Below are 15,402 nucleotides of genomic sequence, written 5' to 3'. Positions count from 1 at the left end.
TTAAAAATCACAAAATATTACACGCATAAAAATAGCAGCCCAAGGAGGCTGCTATTTTTAATATCTAAAATTAGTTAATGATTATGCAATCAATTCTAACTGAGCTTTCTCTGTATTAATGGCGGCTTGAATTGCATTTCTATGCTTCGCTATTAAACCGTCTATAGTCGGTGGCAAATTTCTTGCTGTTATTAAAGTGTTGTACTCTTCTAGACTTGCTTCTTCTCCACGAATTGCTTCGTTTAAGATAGCTTTTTCATCGTTAGACGTAAAAGTAGTCTTTAGATTCATCCAATTTCTGTGAAGCGTTCCTTTTAATGTACCCGAATCTGTTGGAATTTGTCCATATTGTAAGATTTCGGTACGTAACTCTTTAGCAAATTCACTCCTCTCGGTAGCTCTTCTTTTAAAGAACATTTTTAAATTATTACTCTCTACGTTTTGGGTAGCATCTATATAACCTTTTTCAGCGTCATAATTCTTTTCTAATAATTCGTTTAACTTGTTTGAAATTTCTTCTGTGTACTTCATAATATCGTTGATCATTTAAATTTCAATACCTTCTTTTAAGATGTGTATTGTTTCGCATCTTCCTTCTCAATATACAAGAAACAAGAAGCTATGTCAAGCGATTTAACAGACTTTATGAGTATTCACAGCTAGTTTAAGAGTTTTTAACAAAAAAAAGCGCAGACTAAAATTTAGTCTGCGCTTTATAATATGTTATAAATATGTTTACATACAGCTTAAGCCGTCTATAGTTGCTTGAATAGAACCGTCTCCATCACCACAAGCCGCTTTTTGAGTTGTAAGTGCTGTTTTATACGCATTACAAATATCTACATAACTAGCATCTCCCGGCCCAACACTATTAAAATTAACCAAAGTTGCCGCTACCACAGCAGAAGCTGTAGAACATGGCACACCAACGCTTCCTGAACCAGCCGCTGCACCAATTAGAGGTACTCTATGAAAAAAACCTTTATTTATATTTACTGAAGTTAATCCAGAACTATTATATGCATTAAAATAAAATTCTCCAGAAACATAACCAGCCTCAGTGCTCACTTCTTTAAGATCTATTTGTCCTGCAGCAGGATATAATGACACACTTGGATCTGGAAAATTATTTGAAGAGTAAAGAACATCGTCTATATCTAATAATGATCCAGCTGAAGATGACTCGGTAACATCATGTATACCTAAAGTTAAAGAATTAACTCTTAAACTAATAGTTTCAAAATTATTTGATCCCACAATTGTTAACTCACCAGCACTATTTACATTAGCTCTAAAAGTTACAGCTTCCCATAGGTTACCATCTTTCTCACCTTGAAATGAGGGCGTATTAAATTCTAGGTCTTCTCCACATCCAAAAAAGGTAAAAGTCACTAGAATTAGAGCAATAATTTTTTTCATAGTTTTTTTGTTTCGAGAACTCAAAAATAAAATAAAAAATCACAATGACATACAATTACATTAAAAACTTGGTGTTTAAATAAAATTTGTATATTTGCGCACTTATTAATAATAGAGGTCGCGAACCTCACAAATTAATTTTTATGCCTGTAAAAATAAGATTACAAAGACACGGTAAGAAAGGAAAACCTTATTACTGGATCGTAGCAGCAGATGCTCGCGCGAAAAGAGATGGTAAATACCTAGAGAAATTAGGTGCTTACAATCCAAACACTAATCCTGCAACTATCGAATTAGATGTTGACGGAGCAGTAAAATGGCTACAGAATGGTGCACAACCAACTGATACTGCCAAAGCATTATTATCTTACAAAGGAGCTTTATTGAAAAATCACCTTGCTGGTGGTGTTCGTAAAGGTGCTTTAACTGAAGAGCAAGCAGAGAAGAAATTCGCTACTTGGTTAGAAGAAAAAGGTGGTAAAGTTGATGCTAAAAAAGATGGTTTATCTAAAGCGGAAGCTGACGTTAAAGCAAAAGCATTTGCAGCTGAAAAAGCAGCTAACGAAGCAAGAATTGCAGCTAACGCTCCAGTTGTTGAAGAGGAAGCTCCAGCTGAAGAAGCAGCAGCAACAAACGAAGAAGAATAGAAAATTAATTTTTTATACTTTTAAAACTCCGATAATTTTTTATCGGAGTTTTTTTATGTGAAATAGTATTCTGAAATTGCAGAACATACCATTACACATATCCTGTTAGAAAATAGGATCTATATACTAATAAGATTTCCGTCTACGCGGAAACAATAAATAAATTTTTAGATGACTAAAGAAGAGTGTTTCTTTTTAGGTAAAATTGTAAAAAAATATAGTTTTAAAGGCGAATTGCTAATAAAGCTAGATACAGACGAACCTAATTTATACGACGATCTAGATGCTATATTTATAGATTTACGTGGTAATTTAATTCCGTTTTTTATTGAACGCTCTCAATTACACAAAAGTGAATTACTTCGAGTAAAATTTGAAGACGTCGATACTGAAGCAGATGCAGATGCATTAATGAAATGTGAATGCTACTTACCTCTAACTTTTCTTCCGGAATTAGAAGATAATAAATTCTACTTCCATGAAATTATTGGTTTTAAAGTAGAAGACAAAAAATTTGGACATGTTGGTGTAATTAAAGGCATTAACGACTCTACTTCTCAGTCGCTTTTTGAAATAGATAGAGATGGTATTGAAATTTTAATACCAATGAATGATGAGTTTATCTCGAAAGTAGATAAAGTGAATAAAATTATATATGTTGACACTCCAGAAGGACTTATAGATTTATATTTAGAAGAATAATCCCATACTAAATCCTTCCCAAAAGGAAGGACTTACACGCTTATGAATAAACCTTTCACATTCAAACAATTTGCAGTAAATCAAGACCAATGTGCCATGAAAATTGGTACAGATGGCGTTTTACTTGGCGCATGGGCTTCTATAGACAAACAACCTTTTGCTACGTTAGATATTGGAGCAGGAACAGGCATTCTTTCTTTAATGCTGGCACAACGCTGTGACGCAGAAGTTATAGATGCATTAGAAATAGATGAATTGGCTTACGAGCAATGTGTCGAGAATTTTGAAGGCTCACCTTGGAGCGATCGCTTATTTTGCTACCATGCGGATTTAGCAGAATTTACGGAAGAAATTGAAGATGAATACGATCTTATTATTTGCAATCCACCTTTCTATTCTGAAGATTACAAAACAGAAAATGAACAAAGAGATTTGGCACGTTTTCAAGATGCCATGCCTTTTGAGCATTTGGTTGCTAGTGTTTCAAAACTATTAATAGAAGATGGTACCTTTTGTACTATTATTCCGTTTAAGGAAGAAGCCAAATTTATAGCATTAGCTTCGGCTGTAAATCTAAAAGCAAATAAAATTACTCGCGTTCGAGGCACTAATACTTCTGAAATAAAACGGTCTTTAATCGCGATGTCTTTCCGCGAAAGCGAGATAGAAATTAACGAACTTATTATTGAAAACGCACGACACGACTACACTGAGGACTACATAAACTTGACTAAAGATTTTTATCTTAAAATGTGATATTTATATTGGGCAATGCAATGGTTTTCGTTATTTTTGTTAAACTAATAAAATAACACCTTCATTTTTGAGAATCCTCTAATTGTGAAGACATAAAATATATTTATGAAACCAGATTTATTCGAAGCACCAGATTATTACAATCTTGACGAACTTTTAACAGAAGAACATAAATTAGTACGTGATGCTGCCAGAGAATGGGTAAAGCGTGACGTATCGCCTATTATTGAAGAAGCAGCCCAAAAGGCCGAATTTCCAAAATCTATTATTAGTGGATTAGCAGAAATTGGAGCTTTTGGTCCTTATATTCCTGAGGAATATGGAGGTGCTGGATTAGACCAAATTTCTTATGGTTTGATTATGCAAGAGATTGAACGTGGAGATAGTGGCGTAAGAAGTACTGCCTCTGTACAAAGTTCTTTAGTGATGTATCCTATCTGGAAATACGGAAACGAAGAACAACGTAATAAATACTTACCAAAATTAGCTAGTGGAGAATGGATTGGAAGTTTTGGTTTAACAGAACCAGATCATGGCTCTAACCCAAGCGGAATGGTAACAAACTTTAAAGATATGGGTGACCATTATCTTTTAAATGGTGCTAAAATGTGGATCTCGAATTCGCCATTTTGTAACATAGCTGTTGTTTGGGCAAAAGATGAAAGCGGTCGTATTCATGGTCTAATTGTAGAACGTGGAATGGAAGGCTTTACAACACCAGAAACTCACAACAAATGGTCTCTTAGAGCAAGTGCTACAGGAGAACTTATTTTTGATAATGTAAAAGTTCCTAAAGAAAACCTATTACCAAACAAATCTGGATTAGGAGCACCGTTAGGCTGTTTAGATTCTGCTCGTTTTGGTATTGCTTGGGGCGCCATTGGTGCTGCTATGGATTGCTACGATACTGCTTTAAGATACAGTAAAGAGCGTATTCAATTTGGTAAGCCAATTGGACAGTTTCAATTGCAACAAAAGAAACTTGCCGAAATGATTACCGAGATTACAAAAGCACAATTGTTAGCTTGGAGACTTGGTGTTATGCGCGAAAACGGAACAGCGACTTCTGCGCAAATTTCTATGGCAAAACGTAATAATGTGGATATGGCTTTAACTATTGCTCGTGAAGCAAGACAAATGTTAGGTGGTATGGGAATTAGTGGAGAATACTCTATTATGAGACACATGATGAATCTTGAAAGCGTTGTTACTTATGAAGGTACTCACGATATTCATTTACTAATTACAGGTTTAGATATTACAGGTTTAAATGCCTTTAAATAAGACTTAACTAGCGATTTCCAAACGGAGTGGTTGCGTTAAATTAAACGGTATTTTGAAACTTAATTTTATTAATACAATATCTCTAAGTTAAACTGAAAACCAAAGACTACAAAAATGCGTTTCTATATGAAACGCATTTTTTATTTATGAAAAAAACCTTTTTAATATTTACCTCTATTTTGTTTTTCTGTTGTGGAAGTTCGAATAAACTAACTATAGAAAAACATAATGATTCTAGAAAAACATATTCAATTTTAGCGCTAGGAGACAGCTACACCATTGGAGAAAGTGTTTGTGAAACTTGTAGATTTCCAGAGCAACTTAAGAAGCATTTGGAAAACGATAATACTATCAAACTTGATATTATTGCAGAAACAGGCTGGACAACAAGTGATTTAAAACTTGCAATTACAAAAAAGAAGCCTGCAAATAATTTTGATTTAGTGACTTTACTTATTGGTGTTAATAATCAATATCAAAAAAAACCTTTTGCTCTTTATAAAAGCGAATTTCCAGAATTAGTTCGTACCGCAATAATAAAAGCAAATAACGATAAAAATAAAGTTATTATTATTTCTATTCCAGATTATGCTTTTACACCTTATGGAAAAGAGCGCACTCAAATTTCTAGAGAAATAAACCTCTACAATGCTTTCGCAGAAAACTATTGCAAACAAAACGACATCTCGTTTATTAATATTACAGACATTACAAGACAAGGTATTATTGAGCCTAATCTGGTAGCAAATGATGGTTTACACCCTTCACAGATTGCTTACCAGAAATTTGTAGAACGCTTACTACCTAAAGCAAAAGAAATACTTAAATAAGTTAAGTTTTTTCGCTAATTTCGTTTAAACTCCTTATATGTTTTCAGCTAAAAAGAAATTAGATCGCGCGTACAGAGAAGCTAAAATTGTCGATTTTGATAATGATAGTAAGATTGTACTTTTTAGCGATTGCCATAGAGGTGACAATAGTTTTGCTGATGATTTTGCGAATAATAGAAACATCTATTTTCATGCCTTAAAACAATATTACGCAGAAGGCTTTACTTACTGTGAAATTGGTGATGGCGATGAACTTTGGGAAAACATCTCTTTCGAATCTATTTTAAATGCTCACAAAAACGTCTATATGCTTTTGAAACTGTTTCATAAGGATAATAGATTACACATGATTTGGGGAAACCACGATATGGTTTACCGTGATCCAGAGTATGTGAAAAAACATTTATCTACTTATTTTGATCCTAAAACTGGTGAAGATGTCGAATTGTTTAAAGATATTAAATACCATGAAGGCATTATTTTAAAACATTGCCATACAAACCAAGAACTTTTTTTAACACATGGCCATCAAGCCGACTGGTGGAATTATACGTTTTGGAAATGGAGTAGGTTTATGGTTCGATTACTTTGGAAACCGCTAAATGTTATGGGTATTGCAGATCCAACTAGTCCTGCAAAAAACTACAAAGAACTTATAAAAGTAGAGCGTAGAACAAAAAAATGGATTACGGAAAACAATAATTTAATGACTATTGTTGGACATACACACAGACCACGTTTTCCAGAACCTGGAGACATTCCGTTTTTTAATGATGGAAGCTGCGTACACCCAAGAAGTATTACAGGAATGGAAATTGAAAATGGAGAAATCTCTCTTATTAAATGGCAAATTTCTACAAGTGATGATGGTAATTTAAAGATTGTTCGCGTCTTGCTAGAAGGACCTATTGCCTTAGTAGACTACAAAATTAACTAAATAACACATGCTTTTTACTCACATATTCTGCTCTAGCCATACTTAATCTAACTCTATTTAATTTTTCTTCCACAATAGATTTATCAATATATGTTTTACTTCTTCCAAGTACAGTATTTGTATTAGGATTTTTTAGATAAAAACACCAACTACCGCAGCTAAGTTGTTGCAATTCGAAAGCCGTATTTTTAACACTATTTTGTCTAATAGATGCTATTAATCTAAAACACAAGTTTTTTGAAACACAGGCTACACTGGTAAATTCGGTTGCGTCTGTACTATTGTACAGCACTCTAAAATCTGTAGATTTAAAGGATATAATTTCGAACGAGGCCATAATATTTAATTAGACCTTATTTACGAAAAAAAGATAGTTATGGTTTTGAAATGATTTAAAAAATTAACTTTCAGGAGCCAACACAACCTCCAAGCCCTCCATTTCAGGAGTCATTTGTATTTGACAGCCAAGACGTGAGTTGTCTTTAACATCGAAAGCCTCTGAGAGCATCGCTTCTTCGTCATCTTGCATTTCTGGAAGTTCTGTATCACTTGTAACATAACATTGACAAGAAGCACACATGGCCATACCTCCGCAAATACCTATTGTACCTTCTGGAGCAAGCTCGTAAGATCGAACAACCTCCATTAAATTCATAGCCATATCTGTTGGAGCTAGAATTTTATGTACTGTTCCTTCTCTGTCTGTTATTGTAATATTTATGTCTTGTTCCAAATGTTTTATTTTTAATCCATTAAGACTAAAGCAAGTTTTATGCCTTTTACTCTATTTTTTTAACCACTGCCTTTGGTGATTCTTTTCTTGTACCATCAAAACCATCGACTCCTGCAACTGTTGTGTATTTCATAACATAACGTTTTCCTGGATTAATAATTTTATAAGCCGATTGACACATTAATGTTGCTTCGTGGAAACCACATAAAATCAACTTTAACTTTCCTGGATATGTATTAACATCTCCAATAGCATAAATACCAGGAATATTGGTTTGATAATCTAAACTGTTATCTACTTTAATCGCATTTTTCTCGATCTCTAATCCCCAATTTGCAATTGGGCCTAATTTAGGAGATAATCCGAATAAAGGAATAAAGTGGTCGCATTCCAACTCAAACTCTTTTTCTATATGTTCGGCTTGTTTTACAACAACACCTTTTAATTTATCGGTGCCAAGGATTCCAACTATTTCTGCTGGAGTTACAAGGTTAATTTTACCTTCATTTTTTAGTTCTTGAACTTTATCTACAGAGTCTAAGTGTCCACGGAATTCATTTCGTCTGTGTACTAAAGTTACCTCTGAAGCTACATCACTTAAAAAGATACTCCAATCTAAAGCAGAGTCTCCACCACCTGCGATTACAACCTTTTTATCTCTATAAAATTCTGGATCTTTAATAATGTATTCTACACCTTTATCTTCAAATGCTGCGATGTTATGAATTAGAGGTTTTCTTGGCTCAAAACTACCTAATCCACCTGCTATTGCTACAACTGTCGCTTGGTGTTTTGTACCTTTATTTGTAGTGACAATAAAACTACCATCCTCTTGCTTATCTATTGTTTCTGCACGCTCTCCAAGCGTAAAACCTGGCTCGAATTGCTTGCATTGTTCAAGTAATTTATGCGTTAAATCTCCGGCAAGAATTTCTGGATAAGCCGGAATATCGTATATGGGTTTTTTAGGATATATTTCTGAACATTGACCTCCTGCTTGAGGTAATGCATCTATTAAATGGCATTTTAATTTTAATAAACCTGCTTCGAAAACGGTAAATAAACCTGTTGGTCCGGCACCAATAATTAGGATATCTGTTTTAATCATATTTTCCTGCGTAGGCAGGAATCTCTTGATTGCTACCTATTATTTTAAACCCGTATAAACAGGTATTCTTTAATATTTTTTGAAGATTACAAAGGTCTAATAATGATTTATGACATTACATGACAATTATCACCATTTTAGAAACTCATTAATTTTTACCAATACTATAATTAACAAGATTCTTGCTCTCGTATTAATTAAGCCTCGACATTAATAACTTGTTCTATTTGAGGTGCATACTTTTTAATTGTCATTTCTACACCAGATTTTAGTGTCATTTGGTTTACACTACAACCAACACAAGCACCTTCTAATTGTACTTTAACTACTTTATCCTCCTCGATAGATAACAATGAAATATCTCCACCATCGCTTTGTAAAAACGGACGAATTTCATCGAGCGCTTTCTCTACATTTAATCTTAATTGTTCACCTGTCATATTTACTTTTTTACAGCTGAACATCCAGCCATTGTTGTAATTTTTATTGCTTCAGTTTCTGGTAAATTTTCGTTTCTATTTACCACTTCTTGCACTACGTTTCGAGTAATGGTTTCGAACGCTTTTTCTAAAGGTGTTCCTTCCTGCATAGCTGCTGGCCTACCCACATCTCCTGCTTCACGAATGCTTTGCACTAATGGTAGCTCTCCTAAAAGTGGTACATTTAAATCTTCGGCTAAATGTTTTGCGCCTTCTTTTCCGAAGATATAATATTTATTATTTGGCAACTCTTCTGGTGTAAAGTAAGCCATGTTTTCTATAATTCCTAAAACAGGAACATTAATACTGTCTTGTTGAAACATTGCAACACCTTTTTTGGCATCTGCTAATGCTACATTTTGCGGTGTACTAACTACAACGGCTCCTGTAATTGGAAGCGACTGCATAATACTTAAATGTATATCTCCTGTCCCTGGAGGCAGGTCTAATAATAAGAAATCTAGTTCTCCCCAAGCAGCATCGAAAATCATTTGATTTAATGCTTTTGATGCCATTGGACCTCTCCAAACGACTGCTTGATCTGGTTTTGTAAAGAAACCTATTGATAATATTTTAACGCCGTAATTTTCTACAGGCTTCATTTTAGACTTACCATCTACTGTTACAGATAATGGTTTCTCTAATTCAACATCGAACATAATTGGCATTGATGGCCCATAAATATCGGCATCTAAAACACCAACCTTAAATCCCATTTTTGCTAATGTTACAGCTAAATTTGCTGTAACTGTAGATTTTCCTACTCCTCCTTTTCCAGAAGCAATAGCTACAATGTTTTTAATACCAGGAATCGTTTTTCCTTTAATTTCGTTTGTAGCAGCCTTAACTGGCGCATCTACTTTTATGTTTATTTTTACCTGCGCTTTTTCATACACTTTTTCGTGAATGGCCTTAAGTATTTCTACCTCGGTTTTTTTACGTGCTTGTAACGCTGGATTAGTAATGGTAATATCTACTATAACCTCATCGGCAAAAGTAACAACATTTTTAACTGCTCCACTATCTACCATATTTTGTCCTTCGCCAGGAACTGTTATCGTTTTAAGTGCGTTTAATATATCTTGTTTTGTAATTTTCATATTTTATTATAGGCAATAGAGAAGAGAAAAAAGAAGACATACTTCATTTTCTTATTCTGAATTTTATTTTTACCAACCTCTTATTCAGATTGATTCTAAGAGCAAAGATACTATTTAAAGACTGAAGAATAAAGTAGTTGATTTGAAGAATTTTATATGATACAATAATTAAAAACAATTATAAAAAACATCTAAAATTTGTAAGTTTTGCAACTTTTATAAAATAATAGCTAACATTATGCTATAGCAACTCTTTAGACGGATCCCAATACACCGTTTTTAAATCTTGAATTTGATTTTCGATAACAACTATTCCTTCACTCTCTAAGAGCTGTTGCATTAAATTTGTACCATCAAAATGATGCTTTCCTGTAAGCAAACCTTTTCTATTAACCACACGATGTGCAGGCACGTCTTTTTCGTGAGAACCATTCATGGCATAACCAACCATTCTTGCACTTCTTGGTGCTCCAAGATAATTACCAATAGCACCATAACTTGTAACTCTTCCATAAGGAATTAGCTTTGCTACTTGATACACTTTTTCGAAAAAATTGAGAGTTTCAGGCTTCATTTTGGCGGTTAATAATGTTATATAATTGTAAGTTGGTATTCCTTTTAAATAGACTTATAGTCCAAATTCACTTTTAAGGAATGGTACTTTAGATTACATTTCTTTAATAATATTAACTAAAGTAATTATAGAAATTACACCTGTAATCATACCAATAGTTAAATTCATTCCTTTTTGAGATTTTATTCTCTTACTATTTATTTTTTCGAAAAAGAAAACATAAATATAAAGCATAACAAAAGTTCCTGTTGCAGCTCCTGCTACGTATGCCGAAATACCTACTGGATCTAACTTAATCCATGTAAAAGACACAAAGGTAATAGCCATATAGGCTTGATATGGAATTGGAAATACATTTAATGCAGATAACAAAATACCTTGAAAAAAGCGACTCTTTTTACTTTTAACGTTAGTCTCTACATTAGGCTTATCGGTTTTTTTTGCAACAACCAAAAAGTAAACAGTAAGCAGTACAAAGAGTACAAAAGCCACGCGCTGCATAATATCTACAACATCTGGATGGTTACTTAAATACCTAGCAAAAACCAGTGCTATTAGTGTTTGCAAAACAACAATTACACAAACACCAGCAGAGAAAACCAAACCTCTGGTATGCCCTTCTTTTATGCTAACTTTAGCCGCAGTCATGTTTAGTAATCCTGGTGGAATAACACCAACAAAAGCTACTAATAATGCAATACAAAAAGTAATTGTTATCTCCAATTCTTATTTAATTTTGAACCTAATATACGTAATTGGTTTGTTTTGTTCCAAATAGATACTTTCGTAATGCGTTTGTATGCTTGTTACTTCTTCTGGACTTCCTTCTTGTTTATACACATTATGGTTTGCATATAACACCTCATGTCCAGCACCATGTAATAACCCAAGTGTATAACCGTGCATAAACTCGCTATCGGTTTTTAGGTTCATAATACCATCTGCTTTTAAAATCTTTTTATAGCGTTCTAAAAACACAGCATTCGTCATTCTATGTTTTGTACGCTTATATTTTATTTGAGGATCTGGAAAAGTAATCCAGATTTCGTCGACTTCATTTTCTGCAAAAGCATGATCGATAAGTTCTATTTGCGTTCTTAAAAAAGCAACATTAGGAATGTTTTCTTCAATTCCTGTTTTTGCGCCTCTCCAAAAACGTGCTCCTTTTATATCGACACCAATAAAGTTTTTGTTTGGGTATTTTTTTGCAAGATTTACAGAGTATTCTCCTTTACCACAGCCTAATTCTAAAATTAACGGATTGTTATTTTTAAAATATTTTTCGTTCCAATGCCCTTTCATTTCGTAATCTGGACCTACTAATTCTTCTCGTGTTGGTTGAAACACATTAGAGAACGTTTCGTTTTCGTTAAATCTCTTAAGCTTATTTTTACTTCCCACTGCTGTAAATTAATTTTTGGCAAAAATAAAGAATTTTTTGAAACCAACTATCTTCTAGGCAGAGCAATAAAGGGATTACTTGGTTTCACATTTATCTACAGTCAAAAAAAATGGCTTTATATATTTTAGAGCCTCAATTTTAAAAGCATACGATAATCATTATCTTTGATATTTATATATGAAGAAAAGAATTCTAGTCGCTCCACTAAATTGGGGAATAGGCCATGCCACAAGATGTATACCTATAATTAACTGGCTTTTAGATTGTAATTTCACTCCCATTATTGCGAGTGATGGTGACGCTTTACTTCTACTTCAAAAGGAATTTTCTAGTTTAGAATCTATTACACTCCCTGCTTTTAATATCCAATATCAAAAAAAAGGAAAGAATTTAGATTTAAAACTCTTTACGCAATTACCACATATTTTAAAAACACTTAGGGCCGAAAGACAAAGTATTAAACACATTATTAGCACTCATAAAATTGATGGCATAATCTCCGATTGTCGTTTTGGTATTTACAGTAAAAACATACCGTCTGTAATTATTACCCATCAACTAAATGTATTAAGCGGCAGCACTACTTATTTTAGTTCGAAATTAAATCAGCTTCAGCTTAAAAAATTTAAAGAAATTTGGGTTCCCGATTTTAAAAATGAACCCAATTTAAGTGGACGACTTGGGCATCTTTCAGAAAAAACGAAACTAAACATTACGTATTTAGGACCTTTAAGCAGACTTAATAAAACGGAAGCTAAAACGGAGTACAATCTTATGGTATTATTATCTGGCCCAGAACCACAGCGGTCTTTACTAGAGAATACACTAATAAAAGAATTACACTATTATAAGGGTTCCGTTTTGTTTGTAAAAGGAAAAATTGAAGCAAAACAAACTATAAATACCACTGGAAACTTTACTATTTATAATTTTATGACTTCTGAAGCATTAGAAAAAGCGATAAATAGCAGCGCTATTATTATCTGTCGTTCTGGTTATACAACAGTTATGGATTTAGCCAAATTAGGAAAAAAAGCTTTTTTTATACCCACGCCAGGACAATTTGAACAAGACTATTTGGCCAAACGTTTTAAGGCTTTAAATCTTGCACCTTCTTGCCATCAAAAAGCATTTAATTTATCTGAATTAGAGAAAAACGAAAACTTTAAAGGACTAAATTTGGAATACAACACTCCAAACCTCGATACTTTATTCAGTCTTTTCTAGCGTAAAAGAAAACTCGCTACCAACACCAAATTCACTTTCTATATATATTTTTTCGTCGTGTGCTTCTATTATATGTTTTACAATAGCTAAGCCTAAACCAGAACCTCCTTCTTTTCTTGAGCCACTTTTATCTACTCTATAAAAACGCTCGAACAATCTTGGCACATTCTCTTTAACGACACCCTCGCCATTGTCGGTAACACGAATAATTACTTTATTTTTAATAAGGTTTTCTACACTAATTTCTGTAGTTCCTTTTAATCTGCCGTACTTAATAGAGTTTACAACTAAATTTGAAAGCACCTGTTGTATTTTCTCTTTGTCGGCTTTAACCATAATAGGTTTTAAATAATCTCTATCGAAGGTTAGTGTTATTTTCTTTTTTGCAGCCTTCATCTCGAACAAATCGAACACATCTTCTATTAACTCAATAATATTAAAAGACTCTATTTCAATTCTAACATCACCTGCTTCGAGCTTAGTAATCATATCTAAATCTTTTACAATATAGATTAGTCTTTCTACACCTTTGTTTGCTCTATCTAGATATTTCTCTCTTATTTTTTTATCCTCTGCGGCACCATCAATTAACGTTTCTAAATAACCTTGTACCGTAAATAATGGTGTTTTAAGTTCGTGAGAAACGTTTCCTAAAAATTCCTTTCGGTATTCTTCTCGAATTTTAAGCGTTTCAATTTCTATTTTTTTATCTCTTGCAAACCTATCAATTTCTTGAGTAAGCGTTGCCATATCTGTAGTAACAGGTCTTTTTCTAAATGTAGTAGATTCTAAAAGCGTAAGATCTTCGTATATTTTATTTATACGTTTATAAATAAAATTTTGAGCACGGTATTGTATTACACAAAAAGCCAAACCGTAACAAAAACAGATAAATAATAAAATATGAAACCAGTTTATTCTATAAAAAGTATAAAGAAAAAGACACATTGCCAGTGCTAGTACAACTGTAATGTATAACGATGTTTTAAAAGCAAATTTATAAGTCTTTTTAATTTTCATTTATTCTACAAACTTATACCCAACACCCTTAACGGTTTTAAAAGAGGCGTCTCCAATTTTTTCTCTAAGTTTTCTAATATGCACATCTATTGTTCTTCCTCCAACAACAACATCGTTTCCCCAAACTTTATCAAGAATATCTTCTCTTTTGTAAACTTTTCCAGGCTTAGATGCTAATAAAGACAGTAATTCGAACTCCTTTCTTGGTAAAATAATTTCTCGTCCTTTAATAGATATTTTATACTCTTCTCTATTAATAATAATATCTCCAATTTTTAATACAGGAATACTAGCATCTTCAGTTTTTAAGCGTCTTAATAAAGCCTTTACTTTACTAACTAATACTTTTGGCTTAATGGGTTTGGTAATATAATCGTCTGCTCCGGCATCGAAACCTGCAACCTGAGAATAATCTTCTCCTCTAGCCGTTAAAAAAGTAATTATTGTATGTTTTAATTCTGGAATCTTTCTAATAAGTTCACAAGCTTCAATACCATCCATTTCTGGCATCATAACATCTAAAACAATAAGTTGAGGCTTTTCGGCTTTAGCTTTTGCAACGCCTTCTAAACCGTTATTTGCTGTAATAACTTGGTAACCTTCTTGCGATAAATTATACCCAACAATTTCTAGAATATCTGGCTCATCGTCAACAAGTAATATTTTAATGTCTTTTTTATTCATTGAAAATGTTTTAGTATTAATTATTATTCATGCCAAAGATAAAAATATTAAAATACTTCTATAAAAATTACAAATTAGTAACATTATAATAACATTGAAAAAAATTTCACTTCAAACGCAACACATTATTTTATTTTTACGTTATTTAATGGTTAACCCAAACACATAACTACCTATATATTAGAACGAAACAATAAATTATTTTTAGACTTTCACCTTAATATAATCATGAAAACAATTTACTATTTATTATTCGTGATTTTAACAAACTAACACTTTTTTTAGATAGGCTTTAGCCGAAAATTTTAATTACGGTACAACCGCCATAAATTTAACCGAAGCTAATACCGTTGCATAGTCTGTACTCACCGGAAGCAACATACACAGGTTTTACAACTATTAATACTATTGCAAATACGCCAATTAAAGTGGTTAATTTCTCTACTTTAGGACAGTAAGTTATACCTCAAACGGCAAACAACACTGCATTAAATATTTCT

The 15,402-nt window shown here is 32.9% G+C and carries 19 protein-coding genes; 7 read left to right on the top strand and 12 right to left on the bottom strand.

Translation table 11 applies throughout. From position 1 onward, the window contains the following. Window positions 1-81: 81 nt before the first annotated feature. Window positions 82-531, bottom strand: a complete 450-nt coding sequence (locus ASC44_RS10755) for a ferritin-like domain-containing protein (RefSeq protein ID WP_055447604.1) — start codon at window positions 529-531, stop codon at window positions 82-84. Window positions 532-735: 204 nt separating this feature from the next. Then, entirely contained in the window at window positions 736-1,419 is a 684-nt protein-coding gene (locus ASC44_RS10750) for a DUF6252 domain-containing protein (RefSeq protein ID WP_055447603.1), read from the bottom strand. Window positions 1,420-1,562: 143 nt separating this feature from the next. Here ASC44_RS10750 and ASC44_RS10745 point away from each other — a divergent pair, with 143 nt between their 5' ends. From ASC44_RS10745 to ASC44_RS10720, 6 genes are all read left to right on the top strand, one after another. Further along, on the top strand, window positions 1,563-2,066 hold the full coding sequence (locus tag ASC44_RS10745; RefSeq protein WP_055447602.1) for a 30S ribosomal protein S16: 504 nt from the start codon (window positions 1,563-1,565) through the stop codon (window positions 2,064-2,066). Window positions 2,067-2,237: 171 nt separating this feature from the next. After that, window positions 2,238-2,768, top strand: coding sequence for a ribosome maturation factor RimM (rimM, locus tag ASC44_RS10740; RefSeq protein WP_055447601.1), 531 nt, complete (start codon window positions 2,238-2,240; stop codon window positions 2,766-2,768). A 42-nt stretch (window positions 2,769-2,810) separates the two neighbouring features. Next, complete coding sequence (locus ASC44_RS10735; protein WP_055447600.1) at window positions 2,811-3,524, top strand: tRNA1(Val) (adenine(37)-N6)-methyltransferase; 714 nt, start codon at window positions 2,811-2,813, stop codon at window positions 3,522-3,524. Between the two features lie 105 nt (window positions 3,525-3,629). Continuing rightward, entirely contained in the window at window positions 3,630-4,808 is a 1,179-nt protein-coding gene (locus ASC44_RS10730; protein WP_055447599.1) for an acyl-CoA dehydrogenase family protein, read from the top strand. A gap of 146 nt (window positions 4,809-4,954) precedes the next feature. Continuing rightward, entirely contained in the window at window positions 4,955-5,638 is a 684-nt protein-coding gene (locus tag ASC44_RS10725; protein ID WP_055447598.1) for an SGNH/GDSL hydrolase family protein, read from the top strand. A 37-nt stretch (window positions 5,639-5,675) separates the two neighbouring features. After that, window positions 5,676-6,575, top strand: coding sequence for a metallophosphoesterase family protein (locus ASC44_RS10720; RefSeq protein ID WP_055447597.1), 900 nt, complete (start codon window positions 5,676-5,678; stop codon window positions 6,573-6,575). Here the strand turns inward: ASC44_RS10720 and ASC44_RS10715 are convergent. The 8 genes from ASC44_RS10715 to trmB all read right to left on the bottom strand — a co-directional run bounded on the left by ASC44_RS10715 (window position 6,568) and on the right by trmB (window position 11,970). Next, entirely contained in the window at window positions 6,568-6,912 is a 345-nt protein-coding gene (locus ASC44_RS10715; protein ID WP_055447596.1) for a YegP family protein, read from the bottom strand. The two genes, ASC44_RS10720 and ASC44_RS10715, sit on opposite strands and share 8 nt — an antisense overlap. Window positions 6,913-6,975: 63 nt before the next feature. Then, complete coding sequence (locus tag ASC44_RS10710; RefSeq protein WP_055447595.1) at window positions 6,976-7,308, bottom strand: 2Fe-2S iron-sulfur cluster-binding family protein; 333 nt, start codon at window positions 7,306-7,308, stop codon at window positions 6,976-6,978. Window positions 7,309-7,354: 46 nt separating this feature from the next. Beyond that, window positions 7,355-8,416, bottom strand: coding sequence for an NAD(P)/FAD-dependent oxidoreductase (locus ASC44_RS10705; protein ID WP_055447594.1), 1,062 nt, complete (start codon window positions 8,414-8,416; stop codon window positions 7,355-7,357). Window positions 8,417-8,613: 197 nt separating this feature from the next. Then, a complete protein-coding gene (locus tag ASC44_RS10700; protein WP_055447593.1) occupies window positions 8,614-8,856 on the bottom strand; it encodes a NifU family protein in 243 nt (80 codons plus the stop codon). Window positions 8,857-8,858: 2 nt separating this feature from the next. Next, window positions 8,859-9,995 (bottom strand): Mrp/NBP35 family ATP-binding protein, encoded by a 1,137-nt coding sequence (locus ASC44_RS10695; protein ID WP_055447592.1) that lies wholly within the window; start codon window positions 9,993-9,995, stop codon window positions 8,859-8,861. Window positions 9,996-10,236: 241 nt separating this feature from the next. Next, window positions 10,237-10,569: an MGMT family protein gene (locus tag ASC44_RS10690; protein WP_055447591.1), complete on the bottom strand. Its 333-nt coding sequence runs from the start codon at window positions 10,567-10,569 to the stop codon at window positions 10,237-10,239. Between the two features lie 93 nt (window positions 10,570-10,662). Beyond that, the gene (locus ASC44_RS10685; protein ID WP_055447590.1) at window positions 10,663-11,292 is read right to left on the bottom strand and encodes a LysE family transporter; all 630 of its coding nucleotides are present in this window, start codon (window positions 11,290-11,292) and stop codon (window positions 10,663-10,665) included. Between the two features lie 3 nt (window positions 11,293-11,295). After that, on the bottom strand, window positions 11,296-11,970 hold the full coding sequence (gene trmB / locus ASC44_RS10680) for a tRNA (guanosine(46)-N7)-methyltransferase TrmB (protein WP_055447589.1): 675 nt from the start codon (window positions 11,968-11,970) through the stop codon (window positions 11,296-11,298). A 178-nt stretch (window positions 11,971-12,148) separates the two neighbouring features. Here trmB and ASC44_RS10675 point away from each other — a divergent pair, with 178 nt between their 5' ends. Continuing rightward, the gene (locus ASC44_RS10675; protein WP_055447588.1) at window positions 12,149-13,198 is read left to right on the top strand and encodes a glycosyltransferase; all 1,050 of its coding nucleotides are present in this window, start codon (window positions 12,149-12,151) and stop codon (window positions 13,196-13,198) included. Here the strand turns inward: ASC44_RS10675 and ASC44_RS10670 are convergent. Together ASC44_RS10670 and ASC44_RS10665 are read right to left on the bottom strand one after the other, a co-directional pair. Beyond that, a complete protein-coding gene (locus ASC44_RS10670) occupies window positions 13,181-14,218 on the bottom strand; it encodes a sensor histidine kinase (RefSeq protein WP_055447587.1) in 1,038 nt (345 codons plus the stop codon). The genes ASC44_RS10675 and ASC44_RS10670 overlap by 18 nt on opposite strands. Beyond that, window positions 14,219-14,902, bottom strand: a complete 684-nt coding sequence (locus ASC44_RS10665; protein WP_055447586.1) for a response regulator transcription factor — start codon at window positions 14,900-14,902, stop codon at window positions 14,219-14,221. Window positions 14,903-15,402 lie beyond the last annotated feature (500 nt).

The organism is Lacinutrix mariniflava (assembly GCF_001418015.1).
GTDB lineage: Bacteria > Bacteroidota > Bacteroidia > Flavobacteriales > Flavobacteriaceae > Lacinutrix > Lacinutrix mariniflava.
The sequence above is the reverse complement of the archived record's forward strand: the minus strand, read 5'-3'. Positions and strand labels throughout refer to the sequence as shown.

Bases quoted from the DNA above. Each gene is read 5' to 3' on its own strand.
- ASC44_RS10755 (WP_055447604.1), bottom strand. From the start codon at position 531: ATGAAGTACACAGAAGAAATTTCAAACAAGTTAAACGAATTATTAGAA.
- ASC44_RS10750 (WP_055447603.1), bottom strand. From the start codon at position 1,419: ATGAAAAAAATTATTGCTCTAATTCTAGTGACTTTTACCTTTTTTGGA.
- ASC44_RS10745 (WP_055447602.1), top strand. From the start codon at position 1,563: ATGCCTGTAAAAATAAGATTACAAAGACACGGTAAGAAAGGAAAACCT.
- rimM (WP_055447601.1), top strand. From the start codon at position 2,238: ATGACTAAAGAAGAGTGTTTCTTTTTAGGTAAAATTGTAAAAAAATAT.
- ASC44_RS10735 (WP_055447600.1), top strand. From the start codon at position 2,811: ATGAATAAACCTTTCACATTCAAACAATTTGCAGTAAATCAAGACCAA.
- ASC44_RS10730 (WP_055447599.1), top strand. From the start codon at position 3,630: ATGAAACCAGATTTATTCGAAGCACCAGATTATTACAATCTTGACGAA.
- ASC44_RS10725 (WP_055447598.1), top strand. From the start codon at position 4,955: ATGAAAAAAACCTTTTTAATATTTACCTCTATTTTGTTTTTCTGTTGT.
- ASC44_RS10720 (WP_055447597.1), top strand. From the start codon at position 5,676: ATGTTTTCAGCTAAAAAGAAATTAGATCGCGCGTACAGAGAAGCTAAA.
- ASC44_RS10715 (WP_055447596.1), bottom strand. From the start codon at position 6,912: ATGGCCTCGTTCGAAATTATATCCTTTAAATCTACAGATTTTAGAGTG.
- ASC44_RS10705 (WP_055447594.1), bottom strand. From the start codon at position 8,416: ATGATTAAAACAGATATCCTAATTATTGGTGCCGGACCAACAGGTTTA.
- ASC44_RS10700 (WP_055447593.1), bottom strand. From the start codon at position 8,856: ATGACAGGTGAACAATTAAGATTAAATGTAGAGAAAGCGCTCGATGAA.
- ASC44_RS10695 (WP_055447592.1), bottom strand. From the start codon at position 9,995: ATGAAAATTACAAAACAAGATATATTAAACGCACTTAAAACGATAACA.
- ASC44_RS10690 (WP_055447591.1), bottom strand. From the start codon at position 10,569: ATGAAGCCTGAAACTCTCAATTTTTTCGAAAAAGTGTATCAAGTAGCA.
- ASC44_RS10675 (WP_055447588.1), top strand. From the start codon at position 12,149: ATGAAGAAAAGAATTCTAGTCGCTCCACTAAATTGGGGAATAGGCCAT.
- ASC44_RS10670 (WP_055447587.1), bottom strand. From the start codon at position 14,218: ATGAAAATTAAAAAGACTTATAAATTTGCTTTTAAAACATCGTTATAC.
- ASC44_RS10665 (WP_055447586.1), bottom strand. From the start codon at position 14,902: ATGAATAAAAAAGACATTAAAATATTACTTGTTGACGATGAGCCAGAT.